This window comes from Stenotrophomonas sp. YJH_SMC_64, from assembly GCF_059371375.1.
On the sequence record NZ_JCAFUN010000016.1, the window covers coordinates 40676 to 63231 of the forward strand.

The 22556-nt window shown below is 68.4% G+C and carries 14 protein-coding genes; 5 read left to right on the top strand and 9 right to left on the bottom strand.

Translation table 11 applies throughout. The features are described 5' to 3' along the window. Window positions 1-128 precede the first annotated feature (128 nt). Window positions 129-1076: a glutathione synthase gene (gshB, locus tag AC5P9L_RS17225; RefSeq protein WP_005410718.1), complete on the top strand. Its 948-nt coding sequence runs from the start codon at window positions 129-131 to the stop codon at window positions 1074-1076. After that, window positions 1076-1960 carry an energy transducer TonB family protein gene (locus AC5P9L_RS17230; protein WP_005410719.1) on the top strand — a complete coding sequence of 295 codons (885 nt, stop codon included), beginning with the start codon at window positions 1076-1078 and terminating at the stop codon, window positions 1958-1960. Before gshB ends, AC5P9L_RS17230 begins: the two co-directional genes overlap by 1 nt. 494 nt (window positions 1961-2454) lie before the next feature. Here the strand turns inward: AC5P9L_RS17230 and tsaB are convergent, their stop codons facing one another. The 8 genes from tsaB to AC5P9L_RS17270 all read right to left on the bottom strand — a co-directional run bounded on the left by tsaB (window position 2455) and on the right by AC5P9L_RS17270 (window position 14680). After that, a complete protein-coding gene (tsaB, locus tag AC5P9L_RS17235; protein WP_062607978.1) occupies window positions 2455-3168 on the bottom strand; it encodes a tRNA (adenosine(37)-N6)-threonylcarbamoyltransferase complex dimerization subunit type 1 TsaB in 714 nt (237 codons plus the stop codon). Between the two features lie 9 nt (window positions 3169-3177). After that, entirely contained in the window at window positions 3178-5226 is a 2049-nt protein-coding gene (gene yoaA, locus AC5P9L_RS17240; protein ID WP_043033640.1) for a DNA repair helicase YoaA, read from the bottom strand. 563 nt (window positions 5227-5789) lie between these two features. Beyond that, on the bottom strand, window positions 5790-6326 hold the full coding sequence (locus AC5P9L_RS17245) for a hypothetical protein (protein WP_080052382.1): 537 nt from the start codon (window positions 6324-6326) through the stop codon (window positions 5790-5792). Then, window positions 6323-8758 carry a penicillin-binding protein 1B gene (gene mrcB, locus AC5P9L_RS17250; RefSeq protein ID WP_062605866.1) on the bottom strand — a complete coding sequence of 812 codons (2436 nt, stop codon included), beginning with the start codon at window positions 8756-8758 and terminating at the stop codon, window positions 6323-6325. Before mrcB ends, AC5P9L_RS17245 begins: the two co-directional genes overlap by 4 nt. A gap of 84 nt (window positions 8759-8842) precedes the next feature. Next, window positions 8843-9895 carry a glycosyltransferase family 2 protein gene (locus tag AC5P9L_RS17255; protein ID WP_062605831.1) on the bottom strand — a complete coding sequence of 351 codons (1053 nt, stop codon included), beginning with the start codon at window positions 9893-9895 and terminating at the stop codon, window positions 8843-8845. A 72-nt stretch (window positions 9896-9967) separates the two neighbouring features. Next, window positions 9968-10858 carry an NAD-dependent epimerase/dehydratase family protein gene (locus AC5P9L_RS17260; protein ID WP_062605829.1) on the bottom strand — a complete coding sequence of 297 codons (891 nt, stop codon included), beginning with the start codon at window positions 10856-10858 and terminating at the stop codon, window positions 9968-9970. 63 nt (window positions 10859-10921) lie between these two features. After that, the gene (locus AC5P9L_RS17265) at window positions 10922-12493 is read right to left on the bottom strand and encodes a hypothetical protein (RefSeq protein ID WP_099484100.1); all 1572 of its coding nucleotides are present in this window, start codon (window positions 12491-12493) and stop codon (window positions 10922-10924) included. 30 nt (window positions 12494-12523) lie between these two features. After that, window positions 12524-14680, bottom strand: coding sequence for a bifunctional (p)ppGpp synthetase/guanosine-3',5'-bis(diphosphate) 3'-pyrophosphohydrolase (locus AC5P9L_RS17270; protein ID WP_032965949.1), 2157 nt, complete (start codon window positions 14678-14680; stop codon window positions 12524-12526). A 130-nt stretch (window positions 14681-14810) separates the two neighbouring features. On the opposite strand from AC5P9L_RS17270, the gene AC5P9L_RS17275 reads away from it, so the two are divergent. Next, window positions 14811-15347, top strand: coding sequence for a hypothetical protein (locus AC5P9L_RS17275; protein ID WP_005410728.1), 537 nt, complete (start codon window positions 14811-14813; stop codon window positions 15345-15347). Between the two features lie 73 nt (window positions 15348-15420). Here AC5P9L_RS17275 and hrpA read toward each other — a convergent pair whose 3' ends face one another. Continuing rightward, window positions 15421-19506, bottom strand: coding sequence for an ATP-dependent RNA helicase HrpA (gene hrpA / locus AC5P9L_RS17280; protein ID WP_262101757.1), 4086 nt, complete (start codon window positions 19504-19506; stop codon window positions 15421-15423). An 86-nt stretch (window positions 19507-19592) separates the two neighbouring features. Between hrpA and AC5P9L_RS17285 the strand changes: the two genes are divergently transcribed. Both AC5P9L_RS17285 and recQ read left to right on the top strand, forming a co-directional pair. Further along, the gene (locus AC5P9L_RS17285) at window positions 19593-20141 is read left to right on the top strand and encodes a Dps family protein (RefSeq protein ID WP_005410730.1); all 549 of its coding nucleotides are present in this window, start codon (window positions 19593-19595) and stop codon (window positions 20139-20141) included. A gap of 560 nt (window positions 20142-20701) precedes the next feature. Next, entirely contained in the window at window positions 20702-22507 is a 1806-nt protein-coding gene (gene recQ, locus AC5P9L_RS17290) for a DNA helicase RecQ (protein ID WP_005410733.1), read from the top strand. Window positions 22508-22556: the final 49 nt, after the last annotated feature.

Consider the following 22556-nt stretch of genomic DNA (forward strand, 5'->3'; position numbering starts at 1 on the left):
CCCTCCTGAACGTGACGGGTTTCGCAATGCGTGCGCGAGCGCCGGGCGGACGCTGCGTTGCAGTACGGCGGGGAGGCGCGCGAGCGGCGTTGCCGCTACCATCAACGCCTTGCCTGACAGGTGCGCCCATGCCGTTGAACGTCATCGTGGTGATGGACCCCATCGCCCACATCAAGATCGCCAAGGACACCACCTTCGCCATGCTGCTGGAAGCCCAGCGCCGCGGCCATGCCCTGCACTACGTGCGCCCGGGCGGCCTGGCCCTGGAAGGTGGCGTAGCGGTGGCCCAGACCGCGCCGCTGCAGGTGCGCGACGACCCGGCCGGCTGGTATGAGCTGGGCGCGTTCAGCCGTACCGAGTTCGGCCCTGGCCAGATCGTGCTGATGCGCAAGGACCCGCCGGTCGACGCCGAATACATCTACGACACCCAGGTGCTGGACGTGGCCGCAGCGGCCGGCGCCTGCGTGGTCAACAACCCGCAGGGCCTGCGCGACTACAACGAGAAACTGGCCGCGCTGCTGTTCCCGCAGTGCTGCCCGCCGACCCTGGTCAGCCGCGACGCGAAGGTCTTGAAGGCCTTTGCGCTGGAGCACGGCCAGGCCGTGCTGAAGCCGCTGGACGGCATGGGCGGCCGCTCGATCTTCCGCAGCGGCCAGGGCGATCCGAATCTGAACGTGATCCTGGAAACCCTGACCGACGGCGGCCGCAAGCTGGCGCTGGCCCAGAAGTTCATTCCCGACATCACCGCCGGCGACAAGCGCATCCTGCTGGTCGATGGCGAACCGGTGGACTACTGCCTGGCGCGCATCCCGCAGGGCGATGAATTCCGCGGCAACCTGGCCGCCGGCGGCCGCGGCGAAGGCCGCCCGCTGAGCGAGCGCGACCGCTGGATCGCCGCCCAGGTCGGCCCGGAGATGAAGCGCCGCGGCATGCGCTTCGTCGGCCTGGACGTGATCGGCGATTACCTGACCGAGGTCAACGTGACCAGCCCGACCTGCGTGCGCGAACTGGACGCGCAGTACGGCCTGAACATCGCCGGCACCCTGTTCGACGCACTCGAGGCCGGCCTGCGCTGATGTCTGCCGCACCTGCCGTCCTGCCCCCGCCGCCGCGCGAAGCGCAACGGCTGGGGGCGACCATCGCGCTGTCGGTGCTGGTCCACGCCCTGCTGATCCTGGGCGTGGGCTTCGCCGTGAAGGGCGATGCGCCGCTGGTGCCGACACTGGAAGTCATTTTCAGCCAGACCCGCACCGCGCTGACCCCGAAGCAGGCCGATTTCCTGGCCGCGGCCAATCAGGAAGGCGGTGGCGAGCACGACCGCGCACAGCGTCCGCGCGACAACCAGGCCGGCATCGTGCCGCAGGCCCAGTCCGGAATCAGCCCGGTTCCACAGCAGCAGCAATCGGCCGCGCCGGTTCCGCCGCCACAGGCACGGGTGGTCAGCAGCCGCAATGGCGAAGAGGTGGTGGCGCAGGCGCAGTCCCGCCCCACGCCGGATCAGCCCGAACCGGACGCACCGCTGAGCGCGCGCGAGCAGCGCGACGTGGAGATGGCGCGCTTGGCCGCCGAAGTGCACCTGCGCTCGGCGCAATACGCCAAGCGCCCGAACCGCAAGTTCGTATCGGCCAGCACGCGCGAATATGCCTATGCCAATTACCTGCGTGCCTGGGTCGACCGTGCCGAGAAGGTAGGCAACCTGAATTACCCGGATGAGGCGCGGCAGCGCCGCCTCGGCGGCCAGGTAGTGATCAGCGTGGGCGTGCGCCGCGATGGCAGCGTGGAGAGCAGCCGGATCCTGCGTTCGAGCGGGACGCCATTGTTGGATGAGGCCGCCCTGCGGGTGGTGCAGCTGGCCCAGCCGTTCCCGCCCTTGCCGAAGACCGAGGATGAGATCGACATCCTGCAGGTTACACGTACGTGGGTGTTCCTGCCGGGCGGCACCCTGCACGACGACCGATAGGGTTTTGTTGCCCGGGCCTGCGGCCCGGGACCCGCTGAAAGGCTAGAGCAACGGCAACAGCAACAGCGGCGGTTGGTGTACTGAAGCGTGGCGAGGCGGTGTCGGGCGGCGGGGACGCCGCAAGTACGTCCGTGTAGGCTTAGCCGCGGCATCCATGCCGCGGATACCCCGCCGCCCGACACCGCCCCGCCTCTGACAGATCGCGGCGCACCATTGCTTTGGTAGGTGTCGACCTTGGTCGACACACATCCACGCCACGCGTGGATGCGAGCGAAGCGACCCGCTTTTGACTTTGACTTTTCTTTTCTTGATTTTCCGTGGCGGACGCACACGGAAACTGTCAGGGGCCGGGCGGGTGGGCTGCGCAGGGGCGTGAGCCGCATGGATGCGGCGACCGAGCTTACAGGGACGTACTTGCAGCGCCCCCTGCGCAGCCCACCCGCCCGGCCAAACCACGGCTTTTGATCTACGCGACCAACCCCGCCACGAGGGGCTCAGCCGTTGGCCTTCGCCTTCGCCTCGCGCGCGGCCTGCTGCTCGACCAGGGTCAGCGCCACATTGTCACGCAGGTACGCCGGCTCGACCTTCTCCGGTGCAATGGCTTCGCCGCGAGCGAACGCCGGCACCGCCAGTGCCAATACATCCGACGCCCGCGGCAGCGCCGTCGCATCAAAGCCGCGCAGGCCGGTGCCCAGCTGGGTCACCAGTGCCCCCTCGGCTGCACCGAAACCGGTGCCGACACCGTAGGCCGACATCCCTTCCGGCAGCGCAACCGCAGCGGGTGCGCACACGCGCTCGGCATCGCGTGCCACCGGCAGGCCGTCTACACGCTCGAAGCGCGCGACGTACAACTCCCCCATCCGTGCGTCGATCGCCGACAGGATCTGCGTTTCGTCCGCCGGTGCCCGCAGCGCCAGCACCTGCAGCGTCGAGACCGGCAGCAACGGCCGATCCAGTGCCAGCGCAATGCCTTGCGCGATGGCGATCGCCAGGCGCACACCGGTGAACGCACCCGGGCCGCGGCTGAGCGCGATACCGTCCAGCTGGCGGCGGCTGATGCCGGCTTCGGACAGCAGCGCCTCGGCCCACGGCAGGCTCAGTTCGGCATGCCGGCGCGGGGCGATCTCGAAGCGTTCCAGCACCTGCCCATCGACATGCAGGGCAACGGAACAGGCTTCGGTGGCGGTTTCAAAGGCGAGCAGTTTCATCGGATCGGGTCAGAACAGGGGGAACGTGGCACCGGGCGCCGGCTCGGGGCCGGTCGCAACGGCCGCCGGAGCAGCCGCATCATCGGCCACGGGCGCCCATTGTGGCGTAAAGAAGGCCTGCACATCGGCCAGACTGCGGGTACGGCGGAATGGCGGCAGTGAATCAAGGAAGACCCGACCATAGCCACGGTTGAGCAGGCGCGGGTCGCACAATACCAACACACCACGGTCGCTCTCACTGCGGATCAGGCGACCGACGCCCTGTTTCAGCGCGATCACCGCCTGCGGCAGCTGCTCATCGCGGAACGGATTGCCGCCCTGGCTGCGGATCGCCTCCAGCCGTGCCTCGTACACCGGATCGTCCGGCGCCGCGAACGGCAGCTTGTCGATCATCACCACGCTCAGCGCCTCCCCCACCACGTCCACGCCCTCGCGGAAACTGGCCGAGCCCAGCAGCACGCCATTGCCCGACTCGCGGAAGCGCTGCAGCAGCGTCGCGCGCGGCGCCTCGCCCTGCACGAACAACGGCCATGGCCCATCACGCAGTGCCTCGGCGGCCTCGCGCAATGCACGGTGCGAGGCAAACAACAGGAATGCCCTGCCCTGCGACGCCTGCAACACGGGCCGCAGGGTCTGGATCAACGCAGTACCAAAGCCCCGCGCAGCCGGATCAGGCAGGCCTTCGGGCAGGTAGCACAGCGCCTGCTCCGGCCAATTGAACGGGCTTGGCTGGACCAGCGTATGCGGGTCATCCAGGCCCAGGCGGGTGGCGATGTGGTCGAAGCCACCGCCCACGGTCAGCGTCGCCGAGGTGAAGATCCATGCCGCGCGACTGCGTTCGCGATGCTCACGCAACGGGCCGGACACATCCATCGGCGTGCGCTGGCAGCGAAAACCACGTGGCGTGAGCTCGTACCAGAGCACATCAGCGGCAGTGGCGGTTTCCGCCGGGTCGGTATCGAAATCGAGGGCAGGTTCGTCATCGCCCAGCCAGCGGCTGAGCCGCGAGACCGCCTCGCGCGCCCGCGCATGGCAGGCATCCAGGCCCGCTGCGGCTTCGCGCAGCGGCTGCAGTGCCTGCTCCAGCGTCACCAACCCCGCCATCACCGTATCGAATCCATCGCGCACCTGCGGCATCGCCAACGCGCGCCATTGCGTGCCACGCGGCGGCAGTCCCTCCATCGCCGAACGCAGGGCCAGCAGCGCCTGCTGCAACTGGTCGACCGGTTCCTGCAGCGCCGACTGCGCGCCGCCGACGCCACGCGCTTCGGCCAGGCAGTCGCGGCCCAGTTCCTGCCACGGGCGCATGCCGAAACCTTCGCCGAAGAACTGCGCGGCCAATTCGGGCAGCTGGTGTGCCTCGTCGATGACGAAGGCCTGCGCCCCCGGCAGCAATTCACCGAAGCCATCCTGCTTCAGGGCCAGATCGGCCAGCAGCAGATGATGGTTGACCACCACCACGTCGGCGGCCTGCGCACGCTGCCGCGCGCGCACCACGAAGCAGTCATCCCAGAACGGGCAGTCGGTACCCAGGCAGTTGTCGACAGTGGAAGTGACCATCGGCAGCAGCGGCGAATCATCGGCCAGGCCTTCCAGTTCGGCGATGTCACCGAACTCCGAACGACCGGACCAGGCCAGGATGCGCTGGAACTGCGCCGCCTGTTCGGGGCTGGAAAAACGCGGCTCGCCACGCGCCTGCTGCAGGCGATAGCGGCACAGGTAGTTCGCGCGCCCCTTCAGCAGCGCACTGCGCAGGCCGACACCCAGCGCCTGACGCACCCGTGGCAGATCGCGGTGGTAGAGCTGGTCCTGCAGCGCGCGGGTTCCGGTGGAAATGATGGTACGCAGCCCGGACAGCAGCACCGGCACCAGATAGGCAAAGGTCTTGCCAGTGCCGGTACCGGCCTCGGCCAGCAGCAGGTCACGCTGCTGCAGCGCATCGGCGATGGCTTCGGTCAGGTGCAGCTGTGCCGGACGCGGGACGAAGGCATCCAGGTGCGAGGCGAGCGCGCCGCCGTCGCTGAGGGCTTCGCGGCTGGCATGGACAAGGTCGGACATCAGAGGGAAAGGATACCCGGCCGGGCGCTGCCCGGCACCCGTTTCAAGCCAGAGCCGGAGCAACAGCAACGGCAACGGCGGTCATGGCTCTGGGTTGCACGGAGGGCTGGCGGGGAACTGTGGGTTTGCGGGGACGCCGTAGACCCGTCCTTGGGGGCTTGGCCGCGGCATCCATGCCGCGGACACCCCGCAAACCCACAGTCCCCCGCCTTCGACAGTTTCCCGGTGACGGAGGGGACAGACTTCGCAAAGCCGAGCCTGCTCGACTGGCAGCTCAGAAGCGATGGGAGTAACGGGGAAAGAAGAAAAGAAATGGCAGCGAGCGCGCGCAGCGCGCGACCCGCTTTTGATTTTGATTTTGTTCTTGCCTGCGGCCCGCGCGATGTATGGCGGACCGGGTGGGTGGGGCGTGCAGGACCGTTGGCGCCATGGATGGCGCCATCGAGCCCCCAGGGATGGGTTTACGGCGTGTCCTGCACGCCCCACCCACACGGCCCATCACGACCATCCATCAGTGCGAGCGCTTGCCGCAGAGGGGGCAGCGCCCGATGGAGTGGAATACCTCAGTACCGCTTGATCCCCGGCACCGTGCAGCCCTCAATCTGCGCATGCGCCGACACCGCATTCTCCTTCTCGCCCCGCGCCAGGCGCGACTGCTCGATCGTCGCCCAATGCCGGCGGCACAGCGGCCCTGTCTTCGAGCCCAGGTCGACCGCCTTGCGCGCGAACGCCTCCGCCTGCGCCCACTGCCCCTGCAGCAGCGCCAGCTCGGCGCGCTCCTGCAGCACCGCCGGGTCACCAGCGACGATCTCCAGCGCATGGTCCAGGCTGCTGGCGGCACCGGCCAGATCGTTGACCTGGCGTTGTGCCTGCGCGGTCACCCGCAGATCTTCCACCTGCGAGTCACGCAACGGCTGCACCGACAACTCCTTGTCATCGGGGCCAGCGGCTGCGTCAACTGCGGCCAGGCGCTGCGCCGGCGTGGTGGTATCGACCGGCTTGACCACCGGCGGTGCACTGCTCACGCAGGCGGCCAGGGCCAGGCTGAGGCCGGTCAGGGTCAGGGGCTGCAGCAGGGATCGCATGTTCATCGGCATCATCGGCTCGGGGGAGGAGTGGCGGCGGGCGTCGCGGCAGGTTCGGCAGGCGCTTCCGGCTTGCGGTCCAGGCCGAACCAGCTGCGCCAGCCACCACCCTCGCCTTCGGTCTCGCCCTGCCCGTCCGGCGACACCGCCGGTGCACAGGGCGCATAGGCCGGCGCATAGCCGACCACGAACGGGAAGCGGCGCGCTCCCGGGCAGCCCTCATCAGTCGTGTTGAGGCCGGTGGCGGCCACCGACTGCCAGTCCAGGCCCTTGTTGCTGACCCGCAGCGGCGCACTGGGAAGACGCTGGAAGATACCCGACCAGACCCGCATCGCGCCGGTGGCACCGTACAGGCCAGCCTGCTCGTTCTGGTCGTTGCCGATCCAGATCACCGCCAGGTGATCCCCGGTGTAACCGGCATACCAGCTGTCACGACCATCGTTGGTGGTACCGGTCTTGCCGGCCGGCTGCAGGCGGCTGAGGCCATCGGCGTTGAGCCGCTGCGCGGTGCCGCTGGCAACCACCTGCTGCAGGCCGACACTGATCAGGTTGGCGGCAATCGAATCGCCTTCCTGGGCCGGTGCCGGGGTCTTGTCGTAACGCTTGAGCAGCTTGCCCTGCGGATCGAGCACGCCACGCACCGCATGCAATGGCTGGATTTCGCCACCGGACGCGAGGAACTGGTACAGCTGTGCCATCGCGTATGGGCTCTGGTCGGTCGAACCGAGGATCACCGCCGGATTCGCTTCGGCCTTGATGCCGGCCAGCACGTGGATCAGCTGGGTCACACGCTCGGGGCCGACCTGCATGCCCACGCGCACCGTGGCCTGGTTGTAGGAATGCGCCAGCGCGTCGATCAGGCGCACGGTGCCGTGGCTGCGGTTGTCCGCGTTGCCCGGGCTCCAGTTGCGGCCACGGCCGAGCTGCACCGTCACCGGCGAATCGTCGACCCAGCTGGCCAGCGAGTAGCGGTCCGGCTGCGCCAGCGCCAGCAGGTACACGAACGGCTTCAACAGCGAGCCGACCGGGCGCTGTGCTTCGATCGCTCGATTGAACCCCACCTCGGACACCTCACGGCTGCCGATCACCGCCAGCACGTCACCGTTGTGCACGTCGGTCAGCACCATGCCGGCCTGCAGTTCGGGACGGCGCTTGCTCTCCAGCGACTTGATGGTGCGGGTCACCGCGCCTTCGGCATAGGCCTGCGCAGACGGCGACATGCCGGTCATCACGCTCAGGCCGGCGCCCTGCAGCGCCGATTCCGGATAGTCATGGCCGAGCTGGCGGCGAACCAGGTCCACATAGGCCGGGAAGCGGTTGGCCGCCACCAGGCCCGGCGTCTTGGGCACGCCCAGCGGCGCCTTCAACGCACGCTGGTACTCGGCATCGTCGATCAGCGTCGCCTCATGCAGCTTGCCCAGCACGAAATTACGGCGATCCAGCGCGCGTTCCGGGTTGCGCCGCGGATCGTAGTAGGACGGGCCCTTGACCAGGCCGATCAGCAGCGCGATCTGCTCGGTTTCCAGCGATTGCAGGTCACGGCCGAACCAGAACTCGGCGCCGGAAGACATGCCGTGGATGGCCTGGCTGCCGCGCTGGCCCAGGTACACCTGGTTGAGATAGGCCTCGAAGATGGTGCGCTTGTCGTAGCGCGCCTCCATGATCAGCGCGTACAGCACTTCGTTGAATTTGCGGGTGACCGTCTGTTCCTTGCCGATCCCGAGCAGGCCGCTGCGGGCCAGCTGCTGGGTCAGCGTGGACGCCCCCTGGCGGCTCTGGCCACCGGAACGGACCGTCACCCACACCGCGCGCGCGATGCCGGACAGATCGATGCCGTGGTGACGGTTGAAGTCCTTGTCCTCCACCGCCTGCAGGCCGGTCACCAGCAGGTCCGGCGCCTCATCCATGCGGATCAGGCGGCGTTCTTCCTGCTTCTGCCCGTACAGGGTGGCAATACGTGCCGGGTCCAGGCGCGCAGCCTTCAGCGCCTTGCGGTTGTCGGCATCACGCAGCGACGCGACCGCACCGTCTGCCAGCGACAGTTCCAGCCGACGCGGTGCGACGCGGCCATCCACATCGTTGTAGCCACGGCTGGAAATGACAAAGCGCCCGCCGTTCACCGCATAGGTCGCCGGCTCCTTGCCCTGCCCGTCATCGCGGTAGGCAGATGCGGCGAGTTCGGTCTTCAGGGTCGCCGCGTCCATCGCCTTGCCGGGTGTGAGCACCAGCGGCCGCGCATATACCCGGGTCGGGATCTGCCAACGCAGTTCACCGAAGCGCTGGGTCACCTGTTGGTTCAGGTACAGCGTATAAGGGATCAGGAAGCCCAATCCCAACGCGACCGCAGCCATGCTCCAGGTGATCAGGCGACGCCGCCACAGCGGGCTGTCGTCCTGCTGGTCGTCGTCGAAATCGTCGATGTCGTCGGAATCGTAGCGTCGGGGCACGGGCATGCAGGCAGGTAGGGTCTGGCGAGTCTAACGCAGGCGCCGCGGTGGCTGGCAGGCGATGGCCCGCGGTTTCACTGCAGTTCAAGCAGCGCGCGGCGCCCGCCACCCGGCCCACGCACCCGCAAGCGCTGCCCAGCCCCCTTTCCAGCCGCCCCCCGCCAGGCAGACGTTGGCCAGGCGTGCGATCAACCGCGGCGCATCATGGGCGATCCAGCCTGCCGGCACATCCACGCGGCGATACAGCTGCAGTCGCGACCAGGCCATGCGCCAGGCGAGCGCGTGAAGTCCCTGGAAGCGCTCCGGCGCCACCACCACGCCGCGCTGCCCCAGCAGATCGGCCAGGGCCAGCAGGCGCCCGGCCGTGCGCTGGCGCGCCTGTGAATCGAACAGATCGAGATGGCGCAGGCGTTGCAGGAAACCGCGGCGACTGGCACCGATCTGGTTGTTGCCATGCTGCCGGTAGTCGATGGTCGGTTCGGCCAGCATGTCCAATCCTCCACGCAGCGATGCGTGGACCGCCAGCCATTCGTCGTGGCTCCAGCCCGGCGGGACCGGCAGCGATCCGGCCAGCAGCCCGCGGCGCAGCGCACAGGTGGCACCGGTGATGAAGTTGCGCAGCAGGATCGCGTCGATCGCAAGGCCCGAGCGTTCCAGCTCGACCTCGGCCGGATGGACCACCAGTACCCCCAGCAGCCGCTGGCCAAGCGGCGCGCCCTGCGCGTCCACCAGCCATGCATCGCTGTGCAGCAGCAACAGGCCCTGATCGGCGTGGAAGCGCTCCACGTAGCGGCGGACACGCCCCGGATGCCAGACATCATCCTGGTCGCACAGGAACAGGATGTCGGCCTGGCAACGCATCAGCGCATCGGCGAAATTGCGCACATAGCCGAGATTGCGCGCGTGCTGGACGATCTCGACACGGATGCCCAGCGCCTGTGCACGCGGCACGAAGGCCTGCAGCAGCTGCAGCGTCTGGTCGCTGGAACCGTCATCGCCGATCATGACTTCGTTCACCGGAAGATCCTGGTCGAGGATGCTGTCCAGCTGCGCCTGCAGGTAGCGCGCACCGTTGTAGGTGCACAGCGCGACGCCAATGCGCTCGGCAGGGGCCGATCGGGATGGCGCGTCAGGCATCGAACGTACTCGCGGAAACAAGGGCCGGGGGATGGTAGCAGAGCCCCCAAAGAGGATGGATACGGTGGCTGGCTAGCCGTTGCCGGGATACGCAGCGATCCGCTGCACGGCCTGGGCCGCGCTCATCGGTCGCCACGTGTCCGCGTCGGGCTGGAACGGCCGCGGATGTACGTCCAGCAGCGCCCGCAGCGGGCCATTGTCCGCAATCAGATCCTGCTGCAGGCGTGACACCGGACCACGCGCCCGCGGCAGCACCGCGGCCAGGCCCCGCAGTGCCGCGCCCGGCAACGGCAGCGCCAATGTCGGCTGTGCCAGGCTGGCGTGCACGCGGCGGAACATCGCGTGATAGGGCAGGCGCTCGCCACCGCCGATTTCCAGCACCCGTGCCGACGCTGCACCGGTGGCGATGCAGGCCACCACGGCGCGGGCGATATCGTCGGCATGCACCGGTTGGCGCAGGCCTCCCACCAGCGGAATCGGAAACAGGCGCAGACGCAGCGCACGCTGCACGATCGGGGTGATGCTGCGGTCGATGCCGGCCCCATAGATCAGGGTCGGCCGCAGGATCGTCCAGCCCATGCCAAGACGCTCGGCCTGCGCGATCAGGCCCGCTTCGCCCCGCTGCAGCATCGCCACGACGTCCTGCTCGTCGGCCTGCTCGGAATTCTGCTTGCTCAGCACGCTCATCGAACTGGTGGCGATAACCTGCCGCGCGGGGGCCGCCGTCTGCCGCGACAACCACTGCGCCAATGCTTCAAGGGGGCCGAAGCTGGCAATCGCCTGCCAGTCCGGAGACGGCACGCTGTCCAGCGCAGCCGCCAGGTCCCCGCACAGCCACTGCACGCCGTCCTGTGCCGGTTGCGGTTGCCGGCTCACCGCCTGTACCCGCCCATGCGCCTGCACCAGGCGCGGCAGCAGGAACCGGCCGATCTGGCTGGTGGCTCCGGAAACGAGGACGGTCATCGGCACTCCGTGGGGATGTTGCGAGGGGTGGCTACTATAGCGGTCCCTCCGGCAGCGGCGGGCTCAGGGCGACGACACCCCGATGTCGCGCAGGCGCTGCCGCAACTGCTGGTACTCGCTGCTGGAAGGGCCGACGCCAAGCTCGCCCGCCTGCTGGAGCGCGCGTTCGGCAAAGGCGACATCTCCGTTGCCCAATCGTTCGCTGCCAATCGCAATCCAACGCTGCGCGAGGCGCTGGCGGGCCGCAGGCAGGCCGCCGGCGGTGGGAGACAACGTCTGCCAGGCCTGCAGGCAGGCACCAGCAGCCTGCACCCTGTTCTGCCGGAGGTTGTCGTCGAAACAACGGCGACTGGCAGGCAGCAGGCGCGCGGCCGCGGCCTTCACCCGTGAATCGCGCGGTGCCAGCGCCTGTGCTTCGCGAAGGGCATCGAATGCGCTGTGCCCCGGAGGGCTGATCCATTGGCCTGCGCGCTCGGCGCGTTCGATCCGGCGCAGGTGATCGCGCAGCTCGCGTTCACGCTGCGCGTTGCTCACTGCGGGCTGCTGCAGTGCCTCCCGGGCCTGCCGTGCACGCTGCAGGCGCTGCACCAGTTGCTGTCGTGCCGCCTGCGAAGCGCCCAGTGCTTCGGCCAGCACGGCATCACGCTGCGCCGCCTCGAACTGGAAATCGTCGGCCTGGATCTGGCTTCGCGCCAGCACCGCCTGCAGCACCTGCTCGCGGCCCCGCTGGGCAGTGGGATCGTCCGGCGCCACCGCCAGCACGGCCAGGAACCCCTTTGCGGCACGTTCCAGCTGCTGTCGCTGAAGTGCGCGCTGTGCCTGCCGCAAGCGCTCGTCGACCGCCCGTGCCAGGGCCTCCTGGCTGGCGGGAAGATCGGCGTGGCCTGCATCGAACAGGCGCGCGCGCTGCAACGTCGCAGCGGCTTCAGCCAGTTCCCCGCGTCCGGCCAGCGCGCGCGCATGCTGCAGCAGATCGCTCAGTGCATCCTCGCGCCCCTCCAGAGCGGGCAGGTTGTCCGGCTGCAGTGCCAGGATGCGCTGGAACAGCGGCAACGCACTGCTGTCGCCATCGTCCAGCCGGCCGGCCGCGAACGCATTGCGGGCCTGGGCCAGCAACGCGCCGATACCGGCGCCGGCGCTACGCCGCGCCTGCAGTTGGCGGGCCACGGCGTCGGCGTCGCCCTGCGGCACCTGCAGCTCGCGGGCCAGCGCCAGTGACTGCGCGCTGCCCTCGAGATCGTCGCCCTGCAGCTTGTCGCGGGCCTGCTGCAGTGCTGCCGCGGCGGTTCGTGCAAGGCCCTGGCGCGCCTGCGGCCGATCGCCATCCAGTGCCAGCACCGCCTGGTAGCGCTCCCGCGCACCACTGCCGTCGGCCGCACTCAGCCGGCCGGCGGCGAGCGCGCGATCGCCTTCGACCAGCAGCTGTTCGATCTGCGGCTCGTCCCAGAACCAGTCGGCCAGCGGCTTGCGCAGCAGCACCAGCAGCACGAACACCGCCAGCGCCGCGACCAGCGCCCATCGCCAGACCCGCCGCGCATGACGTGCCTGCAGCCACCACCAGCGGCCTTCGCGGCGGACGCGATCCAGCGCAGGGTGTTCAGCGCCATGCGGGCGATGCGGGGGCTCGCGTTCCATGCGTGCAGGGTAGCCGGGGCGGCGTGAAGCTCAGCCGAGGCGACGCGCCTCGCTCACACCCGGCAGCGCGTCCAGCTTGCCCAGCAGGTTCGACAACTGGTCGTAGTCGCTGACCTTCAGCCTCAGGCGCAGATGGGCACGGCCACTGTTGCGCACGTTGTCACTGTGGATGTCGAGCACGTAGGCGTCTTCCTGGGCGATCAGGTTGGTGATGTCCTTCAGCAGCCAGCGGCGGTCGACCGCATCGACCACCACGTCCACCTCGTAGCCGCCCCCGGCCTGGCCCCATTCCACCGGCAGGATGCGCTGCGGGCTGGTGGCCGCCAGCCGGGCCAGCGCGGCACAGTCTGCCCGGTGCACGGTGACACCGCGGCTACGGGTGAGGTAGCCGACGATCGGTTCGCCGGCCACCGGCTGGCAGCAGCGCGCCAGCTGCACCAGCAGATTGCCCACGCCCTGCACCGTGAACTTGGACTTGCCCAGGTTCTCGCGGCGGGCGGTCGGGCGCGGAAGCGCCGGCGCAGGGGCCGGCTGGCTGGCCGCGCGCTCTGCCTCCAGCAGCGTACGGCTGACCTGGTTCGGGCCGGTGTCGCCCAGCGCCACCTGGATGTAGAGGTCGTCAACGCTGTCGGCATGGAACTTCTTCGCCGCCACCGCCAGATCCGAATGCTGCAGCCCCAGGCGCTTCAGCTCGCGCTCGAGCAGTTCGCGCCCGGCCTGCACGTTGCGCGCGCGGTCCAGCTTGTGGAACCAGCTGCGCACCTTTTCGCGCGAGCGGTTGCTGGCCAGGAAGCCCAGCGCGGGCATCAGCCAGTCGCGGCGGGGGTCGGCCTCCTTGCCGGTGAGGATCTCGACACGGTCGCCGCTGCGCAGGCGATAGGTCAGCGGCACGATGCGGCCATTGACCTTGGCGCCACGGCAGCGGTGGCCCACCATCGTATGTACCTGGTAGGCGAAATCGAGCGGCGTGGCCCCCTGGGGCAGGTCCAGCACCTCGTCCTTCGGGCTGAGCGCATAGACCCGGTCCTCGGTCAGCTCGGCGTCGAGTGCCCCGGCCAGTTCATTGCCCTGCCCGTCCTGCGCCTGCTCCAGCAGCTGGCGCATCCAGGTGATCTTGCGATCGAACGACTTTTCCGCGCCCTTGCCGCCTTCCTTGTACTTCCAGTGCGCGGCCACGCCCAGCTCGGCCTGGGAATGCATCTCGTGGGTGCGGATCTGCACTTCGATCGTGCGCCCTTCCGGGCCGACCACGGCGGTGTGCAGCGAACGGTAGTCGTTGGCCTTCGGGCGTGCGATGTAATCGTCGAACTCGCTCGGCACCGGGGCCCACAGCGCATGCACCACACCCAGCGCGGCGTAGCAGGCGGCGACGTCGTCGACCATCACCCGCACCGCGCGGATGTCGTACAGCTGGTCGAACGCCAGCCGCTTCTTCTGCATCTTCCGCCAGATGCTGTAGATGTGCTTGGGGCGGCCACTCACTTCGGCATGGATGCCCTGTGCGGCCAGCTCGCGCGACAGCTGCTTCTTCACGTTCTGCACGTAGCGCTCGCGCGCCACGCGGGTTTCGTCCACTTCGCGCGCGATGCGGCGGTAGGTTTCCGGCTCCAGGTGGCGGAACGCCAGGTCCTCCAGCTCCCACTTCAGCTGCCAGATGCCCAACCGGTTGGCCAGCGGCGCATGGATGTCGCGGGTCAGCTGCGCCAGCGCCCGGCGCTGCTCGTCGTCCAGCTTGTCGGCAGCGCGCATTCTCGCCAGCTGCCGGGCCAGCAGGATCGGCACCACGCGCAGGTCGCGGATGATCGCCAGCAGCAGGCGGCGCAGGCCCTCGCTGTTGCGCCCGGCCTCGCGGCCAGCATGCAGCGCCCAGACCGGATCGGCGGCGTCCTGGCCGTCGAGCAGGCCGATCACCGCCGCCTTGTGGTTGCCCAGCGGCAGCTGGTCCAGGCTGGCGCGCAGGCCGGGCAGGTCGAACAACAGCGCGGCAACCACCGCGCCTTCGTCGGCCGAGAGCATCGACAGTGCATCGAGGGTATCTCCCAGCACCGACCAGCTGGCGCGCATCTGGTGGTCGCACTCCGGTGCTTCCCAGTGTTCGCGCAGGGCCTGGCGCAGCGGAGCGGGCAGCACCGCGGCGGAGGGACGGTTCAACAAGGCATCCAGGCCGGGGACAGAAGCGCGGTTCACAGCATCGAGCAGGCAAGACAGAGGTTCCTACACTAGCGCCGGCGCCGTTCAGGGACAATCACCGCAGCCACCATCACCCGGCATGAAGACATGCCGCTACACTCGCCGGCAAACCCAGGAGAGTTCCGCCATGCCCTCGATCGCCCCACGTTTCCGTCCACGGCTGCTGGCCTGCGCCGCACTGCTGCTGTCCCTGTCGGCGCCTGCGCTGGCCCAGCGCGTGGTGGACGGTGACCTGCAGCAGCAGATGTCGCCGACCGAATTCAAGGCGGCCGGCCTGGACAAGCTGAGCGCGCAGGAACTGGCCACGCTCAACCGCTGGCTGCAGGGCAAGGTTGAAGCGGCGACGACCCAGGCTGTGGCAGCGGTACGCGAAGAAGCCCGCGAACAGGGCCGCCAGGAAGTGATCGTGAAGAACCGCGGGTTCTTCGATTTCGGCAGCAGCGAGCCGATCACCGGCGTGCTGCAGGGCGAGTTCCGTGGCTTCGGCAAGGGCCGCGTCTACGTGCTGGACAACGGCCAGGAATGGGAGCAGACCGACAGCACCAGCGTGGTCGGCGTGCGCAAGCAATCGCCCAAGGTCAGCATCAAGCCCGGCGTGATGGGCGTGTGGTACATGAAGGTGGAAGGCGTGAACAGCCAGCCCAAGGTGCGCCGCTCCAAGTAGTGGATCCACGCCACGCGTGGATGACATTCCACCGTACCCCGCCGGTCATCATCCGGCGGGGTCGGGTCGGGGGTTACGAGGCCTGGCGCAGTGCCGTCACCCGCTGCGCCAGCTTCTTCGCCGAAATGCCGGTACGTGCCCCCAGCTCCTGCGCGAACAGTGACACCCGCAGCTCTTCCAGGTCCCAGCGCAGCGCCTGCCATTGCGGGCGATCGCGCAGGCCCTGCTGCTCTGCCGTTTCCAGCGCTTCCAGGAACGGATGCAGTTCCAGCATGCGTGCCTGGTCACGTGGCGGATCACGCTTGGCGCGTTCGGTGCGCAGGATCATGGCCTTCAGGTAGCGCGGATACTGCGCCAGCGCGTCGGCCGGCGTATCGCGCAGGAAACCGGGGTGGATCAGCCCGGCCAGCTGCGCTTCCATGTCGTCCAGGTTGCCGCGCGCCCAGCCCATCAGCGGCGCCTCCAGCATCGGCTTCAGTTCGGCCACCAGCGCCAGGATGGTCTCGGCCAGCTTCAGCCGCGACATCGCCTCGCCAAACAGGGCCTTGGCAGCGTGTTCGCGGCGCTGCTCGAACGCCGTCGCATCGCGGATTTCCTCCAGGCCCTCGGCCAGCACTGCATTCATCGCCGCATCGACCAGGTCGCCGCGCAGCCGCTCCTGCGATTCGATCGCCGCGTAGAGAAGACCGGTCTTGGCACCGACCGGCAACTGCTTGCGCGCCTGCTTCACCTTGTCGGCCAGGGCGATCTCCAGCAACCGGCGCACACCCAGCGGGTGCGCCTCCTGCGCCTGCTGCCGATCGGCGAAGATGCGCAGCGCCACGCTGTCGCCTTCATCGAGCAGCGCCGGATAGGCCGGCACGCCGGCTTCGCCAGGCACCTGCAGCGGGATCGGCGTGGCCGGGAACGTACGCAGGCCATCGGCCGCCATCTCGCGGCCAGCGCGTGCAGCGAAGGCATCACCGGCACGGCCGCCAAACTTCGCGCGCAGCGCGTCCAGATCACGCGAGGTGGCCAGCACTTTGCCCTGTTCGTCGCGCAGGCGCAGATTCATGTGCAGGTGCGGTTCGATCGAACCCGGCTCGAAATCGAGCGCGGTCACGGTGGCACCGGTTGCACGTGACAGGAAACGCGCCAGTTCGCCGATGATGGCATCGGCGCTGGGCTGCGGGAACGCCTCGTAGAACGCGCGGCCGAAGTCCGGCGCCGGCACGTAGTTGCGGCGCATTGCCTTGGGCAGGCTGCGGATCAGTGCCGAGGCCTTGTCGGCGACGAAGCCCGGCGCCAGCCAGCCCAGCTGCACCGGGTCCAATGCATTGAGCAGGTGCAGCGGCACGTCCAGGGTCACGCCGTCATCGTCGGCACCCGGCTCGAAGCGGTAGTGCAGCGGCAGCCGCGCCTGGCCCAGCGCCAGGTATTTCGGGTAGCGCTCCTGCTCACTGCCCTCTCCGGGCAGCAAGTCTGCGAGCGACCAGTGCAGGGTCTTGCGCTGTTCCGGCGCCAGCCCCTTCCACCAGGCATCCAGGCCCGCAACCGAATGGATCTGCGGCGGCACCCGGTCCAGGTACCAGCGCGCCTGCCAGTCCTCGTCGGCGACGATGCCGGCGCGACGCAGCTTGGCTTCCTCCTCGCGGGCGACCTCCAGCACTTTCTGGTTGTCGGCCACGAAACTGGCGCGGGTGTTGATCTCGCCGGTCACCAATGCCTGGCGCACGAAGATGTCATGTGCCTCGCCCGGCTCGATGCGGCCGTAATGCACCGGCTTCTTCGGCGCCAGCACCAGGCCGAACAGGCTGATCTGCTCGGACGCCAGCACCTGTCCCTGTGCGCGCGACCAGTGCGGATCGAAGTGCTTGCGCAACAGCAGGTGCGGCAGCTCGGCAATCACCCAGTCCGGTTCGATCGCGGCCAGGGTCATGCCCCACACCTTCTGCGTATCCAGCAGATTGGCCACCAGCAGCCACGGCGGCGGCCGCTTGGACAGCGCCGAACCCGGGAACGGCAGGAAGCGGCGCTGGCGTGGCGCCTGGAAATCGCCCTTCTCGGTGCGGTGGCCGATCTGCGTCGGCAGGCCCGCCACCAGCGCCCGGTGCAGGGTCTGGTAGGCAGCGGCGCGCACGCGTTCGCTGAAACCGCCGCCAACCGGCGCCTGTTCCTTCTGAGCGCGCACGGCCACCGGCGCCGGTGCAGTCTCCGCCTTGCCTTCGCGGGCCAGGCGCGCGGCGCGGTGCAGCTGGCCCCGGGTGGCTTTCACCGCCGCCGCGTCATCACGCGCCGGGGCCGGCGCACTGCTGCCGGCCAGCAACGGCGCCATCGACGCCTCGCTGGCCTCCTCCTTCCAGCCCAGTTCCTCGCACAGCAGCCGCAGCTGGCGATGCAGCTCGCGCCACTCGCGCATGCGCAGGAAGCCGAGGAAATGACGTCCGCACCAGTCGCGCAGCTTGGACTGGGTCAGGTCTTCATGGGCCTGCCGGTAGGCATCCCACAGGCGCAGCACGCCAACGAACTCGGAGCGGCCATCGGCAAACTGCGCGTGCGCGCTGTCGGCCGCACCACGCGCTTCGGGTGGGCGTTCGCGCGGGTCCTGGATGCCCAGGAACGAGGCGATCACCAGCATCGGCCGCAGGCAGCCGGCAGCTTGCGCGGCCACCAGCATGCGCGCAAGCTTCACGTCCACCGGCAGGCGTGCCATCTGCTTGCCGATGGTGGTCATGCGCCGCTCGGCGTCGATCGCGCCCAGTTCGGTCAGTTGCTGCCAGCCATCGGCCACCGCACGCTCGTCCGGTGCCTCCAGGAACGGGAATTCCTCGATCCGGCCCAGGCCCAGCTGCAGCATGCGCAGGATCACCCCGGCCAGGCTGGAGCGGCGGATTTCCGGATCGGTGAACTCCGGCCGCGCCTGGAAATCGGATTCGGCGTACAGGCGGTAGCAGATACCTTCGGCGATACGGCCGCAGCGGCCCTTGCGCTGGTTGGCGCTGGCCTGCGAGATCGGCTCGATGTGCAGGCGGTCCAGCTTGTTGCGCGGGCTGTAGCGCTTGACGCGGGCGAAGCCCGGATCGACCACGTAACGGATGCGCGGCACCGTCAGCGAGGTTTCGGCCACGTTGGTGGCCAGCACGATGCGCCGGTTCGGCCCGGGGTTGAACACCCGGTCCTGGTCCTGGTTGGACAGGCGCGCGTACAGCGGCAGCACCTCGGTATTACGGTACTTGCGCCGTTCCAGCGACTGGTGCGCATCGCGGATCTCGCGCTCGCCCGGCAGGAAGATCAGTACGTCGCCGCGCGCATCCAGGCGGGTGATCTCGTCAATGGCCGACACGATGGCGTCGTTGACGGTGCGTTCGCCCTGGTCTTCGCCCTCGCCTTCCAGCGCGCGGTAGCGCACTTCCACCGGATAGGTACGGCCTTCGACGCTGATCACCGGCGCATTGTCGAAATGCTGGGCGAAGCGCTCGGTGTCGATGGTGGCCGAAGTGACGATCAGCTTCAGGTCCGGGCGCTTGCGCAGCAGCTGCTTCAGGTAGCCCAGCAGGAAATCGATGTTGAGGCTGCGTTCGTGCGCCTCGTCGACGATGATCGTGTCGTAGTTCGACAGCCAGCGGTCACTGGCGATCTCCGCCAGCAGGATGCCGTCGGTCATGAACTTGATGCGGCTGTCTTCGCTGACCTTGTCATTGAAGCGCACCTGGTAGCCGACCAGCTGGCCCAGTTCACTCTGCAGTTCCTGTGCCACGCGGCTGGCCACCGCACGTGCGGCAATCCGTCGCGGCTGGGTGCAGCCGATCATGCCGGCCTGGCCACGGCCGGCGGCCAAGCACAGTTTCGGCAGCTGGGTGGTCTTGCCCGAGCCGGTTTCACCGGCGATCACCACCACCTGATGTTCGCGGATCAGCCCGATGATGGCGTCGGCTTCACGCGCAATCGGCAGCTGCGGGTCCAGAGTAATGGACGGCTGCTGTTGCGCCCGCACCTGCCGGCGCTGCACCGACGCCTGCAAGGCCTGCTCGAAGGTGGCGGCCAGTGCCGCATCCTGTGGCTTGGCCTGGCAACGCGAGAGCATCCCCAGCAAACGGCCCCGGTCGCGGCTCATGGCGCCGTCGATGGCGGCACGCTGTTGGCGCAGGCGGGGCGATGGATTTTTTTCGATAGAGTTCATCAATCGGTTCGTTCAAAACTTTGAAAGCGACCAGTCATCACGACCGGTTTATTGTGAAGGCCAACGATTCCACAAGGAGGAACCCCATGGCGAAGACCAAGAGCACGACCAAGGCCAAGACCGGCAAGCAGAAGCTTGCTGCGGCGGCACCGTCGGCACCGAACATCGATATCGGGATCACCCAGGGCGACCGCAAGAAGATCGCCGACGGTCTGTCGCGCTTCCAGGCCGATGCGTTCACGCTCTACCTGAAGACGCACAACTTCCATTGGAACGTGACCGGGTCGATGTTCAACTCGCTGCACACCATGTTCGAGACGCAGTACACCGAGCAGTGGGCGGCACTGGACGACGTGGCCGAGCGCATCCGCGCGCTGGGCTTCAATGCCCCGGGCTCCTACCGGGAATTCGCTGCGCTGACCTCGATCGCCGAGGAACCGGGCCTGACCGACAGTGCGGACTGGCGTGAAATGGTACGCCAGTTGGTGGTCGCCAACGAAGCAGTCTGCCGTACGGCGCGTGAAGTGCTGGAGGTGGCGGCCAAGGGTGACGACGCCCCGACCGAGGATCTGATGACCCAGCGGCTGCAGACACACGAGAAGTACGCCTGGATGCTGCGTTCCCTGCTCCAGTAAGGGTTGGGGGTATTCGGCAGGGCTGCGCCCTGCACCCGCAGAGGCCTTGAATCAAAGGCCAGAGCCAGAGCAGAAGCTGGTTTCCTGAGGGTTGGCGGGGTGGATCCGGTGGCAGGGGACGCCGTAAACCCGTCCTTGGGGGCTTGGCCGCGGCATCCATGCCGCGGACACCCCTGCCACCGGCCCCACCCCGCCTTCGACAGTTTTCCGCGATCTGCCAGCAAAGCCAGTGGGGTCGGATCCGTTTTCCGCAGGAAAACGGATCCGACCCCATTTTGTTTGTCGATATCTGACAGATTTCATCCACGCATGGCGTGGATGGATCCACCGTCACCGGGAAACTGTCGGGGGTGGGGCTGTGTGGGCTTGCAGGACCGTTGGCGCCATGGATGGCGCCATCGAGCCCCCAAGGACGGGTTTACGGCGTGTCCTGCAAGCCCACACCGCCCCGCCCAGCCAGAAGACACCCCAGAGCCGGCTGTTGCCTTTGACGTTGCTCTGGCTTGTAGCAGGTGCAGGGCGCAGCCCTGCCGACTCCCCCGCCGGGGTAAACTAGCCGGATGGCTTCCCGTCCCGCGCACGACCTGCTCCAACGCGTCTTTGGTTACGACGATTTCCGTGGTCCGCAGCAGGACATCGTGGAGCATGTGGCTGCCGGTCATGATGCCCTGGTACTGATGCCCACCGGCGGTGGCAAGTCGCTGTGCTACCAGGTCCCGGCCCTGCTGCGTGACGGATGTGGCATCGTCATCTCGCCGCTGATCGCGCTGATGCAGGACCAGGTCGAAGCCCTGCGCCAGCTCGGCGTGCGTGCCGAGTACCTGAATTCAACCCTGGATGCCGAGACCGCCGGCCGCGTCGAGCGCGAACTGCTCGCGGGTGAGCTGGACATGCTCTATGTCGCTCCCGAGCGGCTGCTGACCGGCCGCTTCCTGTCGCTGTTGTCGCGCAGCCAGATCGCCCTGTTCGCCATCGACGAAGCCCACTGCGTGTCGCAGTGGGGCCACGACTTCCGCCCGGAATACCGCCAGCTGACCGTACTGCACGAGCGCTGGCCGCAGATCCCGCGGATCGCGCTCACCGCCACCGCCGACCCGCCGACCCAGCGCGAGATCGCCGAGCGCCTGGATCTGCAGGAAGCACGCCACTTCGTCAGCTCCTTCGACCGCCCCAACATCCGCTACACCGTGGTGCAGAAGGACAACGCGCGCAAGCAGCTGACCGATTTCCTGCGCGGCCACCGTGGCGAGGCCGGCATCGTCTACTGCATGTCGCGGCGCAAGGTCGAGGAGACCGCTGAATTCCTCTGCGGCCAGGGCTTCAACGCCCTGCCCTACCACGCCGGCCTGCCGCCGGAAGTGCGCGCGAACAACCAGCGCCGCTTCCTGCGCGAGGACGGCATCGTCATGTGCGCCACCATCGCCTTCGGCATGGGCATCGACAAGCCGGACGTGCGCTTCGTGGCGCATACCGACCTGCCCAAGTCGATGGAAGGCTACTACCAGGAAACCGGCCGCGCTGGTCGTGATGGTGAAGCTGCCGAGGCCTGGCTGTGCTACGGCCTGGGCGACGTGGTACTGCTCAAGCAGATGATCGAACAATCCGAGGCCGGCGAAGAACGCAAGCAGCTGGAGCGGGGCAAGCTCGATCACCTGCTGGGCTACTGCGAATCCATGCAGTGCCGCCGCCAGGTGCTGCTGGCCGGTTTCGGCGAGACCTATCCCCAGCCGTGCGGCAACTGCGACAACTGCCTGACGCCGCCGGCCTCGTGGGACGCGACCATTCCGGCGCAGAAGGCGCTGAGCTGTGTCTACCGCACTGGCCAGCGCTTCGGCGTCGGCCACCTGATCGACGTCCTGCGTGGCAGCGAGAACGAGAAGGTGAAGCAGCAGGGCCACGACAAGCTCAGCACCTACGCCATCGGCCGCGATCTGGATGCGCGCACCTGGCGCAGCGTGTTCCGCCAGCTGGTCGCCGCCAGCCTGCTGGAAGTGGACAGCGAGGGCCACGGTGGCCTGCGTTTGACCGATGCCAGCCGTGACGTGTTGACCGGCCGCCGCCAGATCAGCATGCGCCGCGACCCGGCCAGCAGCACCAGCGGACGCGAGCGCAGTGCGCAGCGCACCGGCTTGTCGGTACTGCCGCAGGACCTGGCACTGTTCAACGCCCTGCGCGGCCTGCGTGCCGAACTGGCGCGCGAACAGAACGTGCCTGCCTTCGTGATCTTCCACGACAGCACCCTGCGCAACATCGCCGAGCAGCGCCCGACCAGCCTGGATGAACTGGCCCGGGTCGGCGGCATCGGCGGCACCAAGCTGAGCCGCTACGGCCCGCGCCTGGTCGAGATCGTGCGCGAAGAAGGGTAACGCCCGGCTCCCTGTAGCACCGAGCCCACGCTCGGCTGCCGTGGCCGCA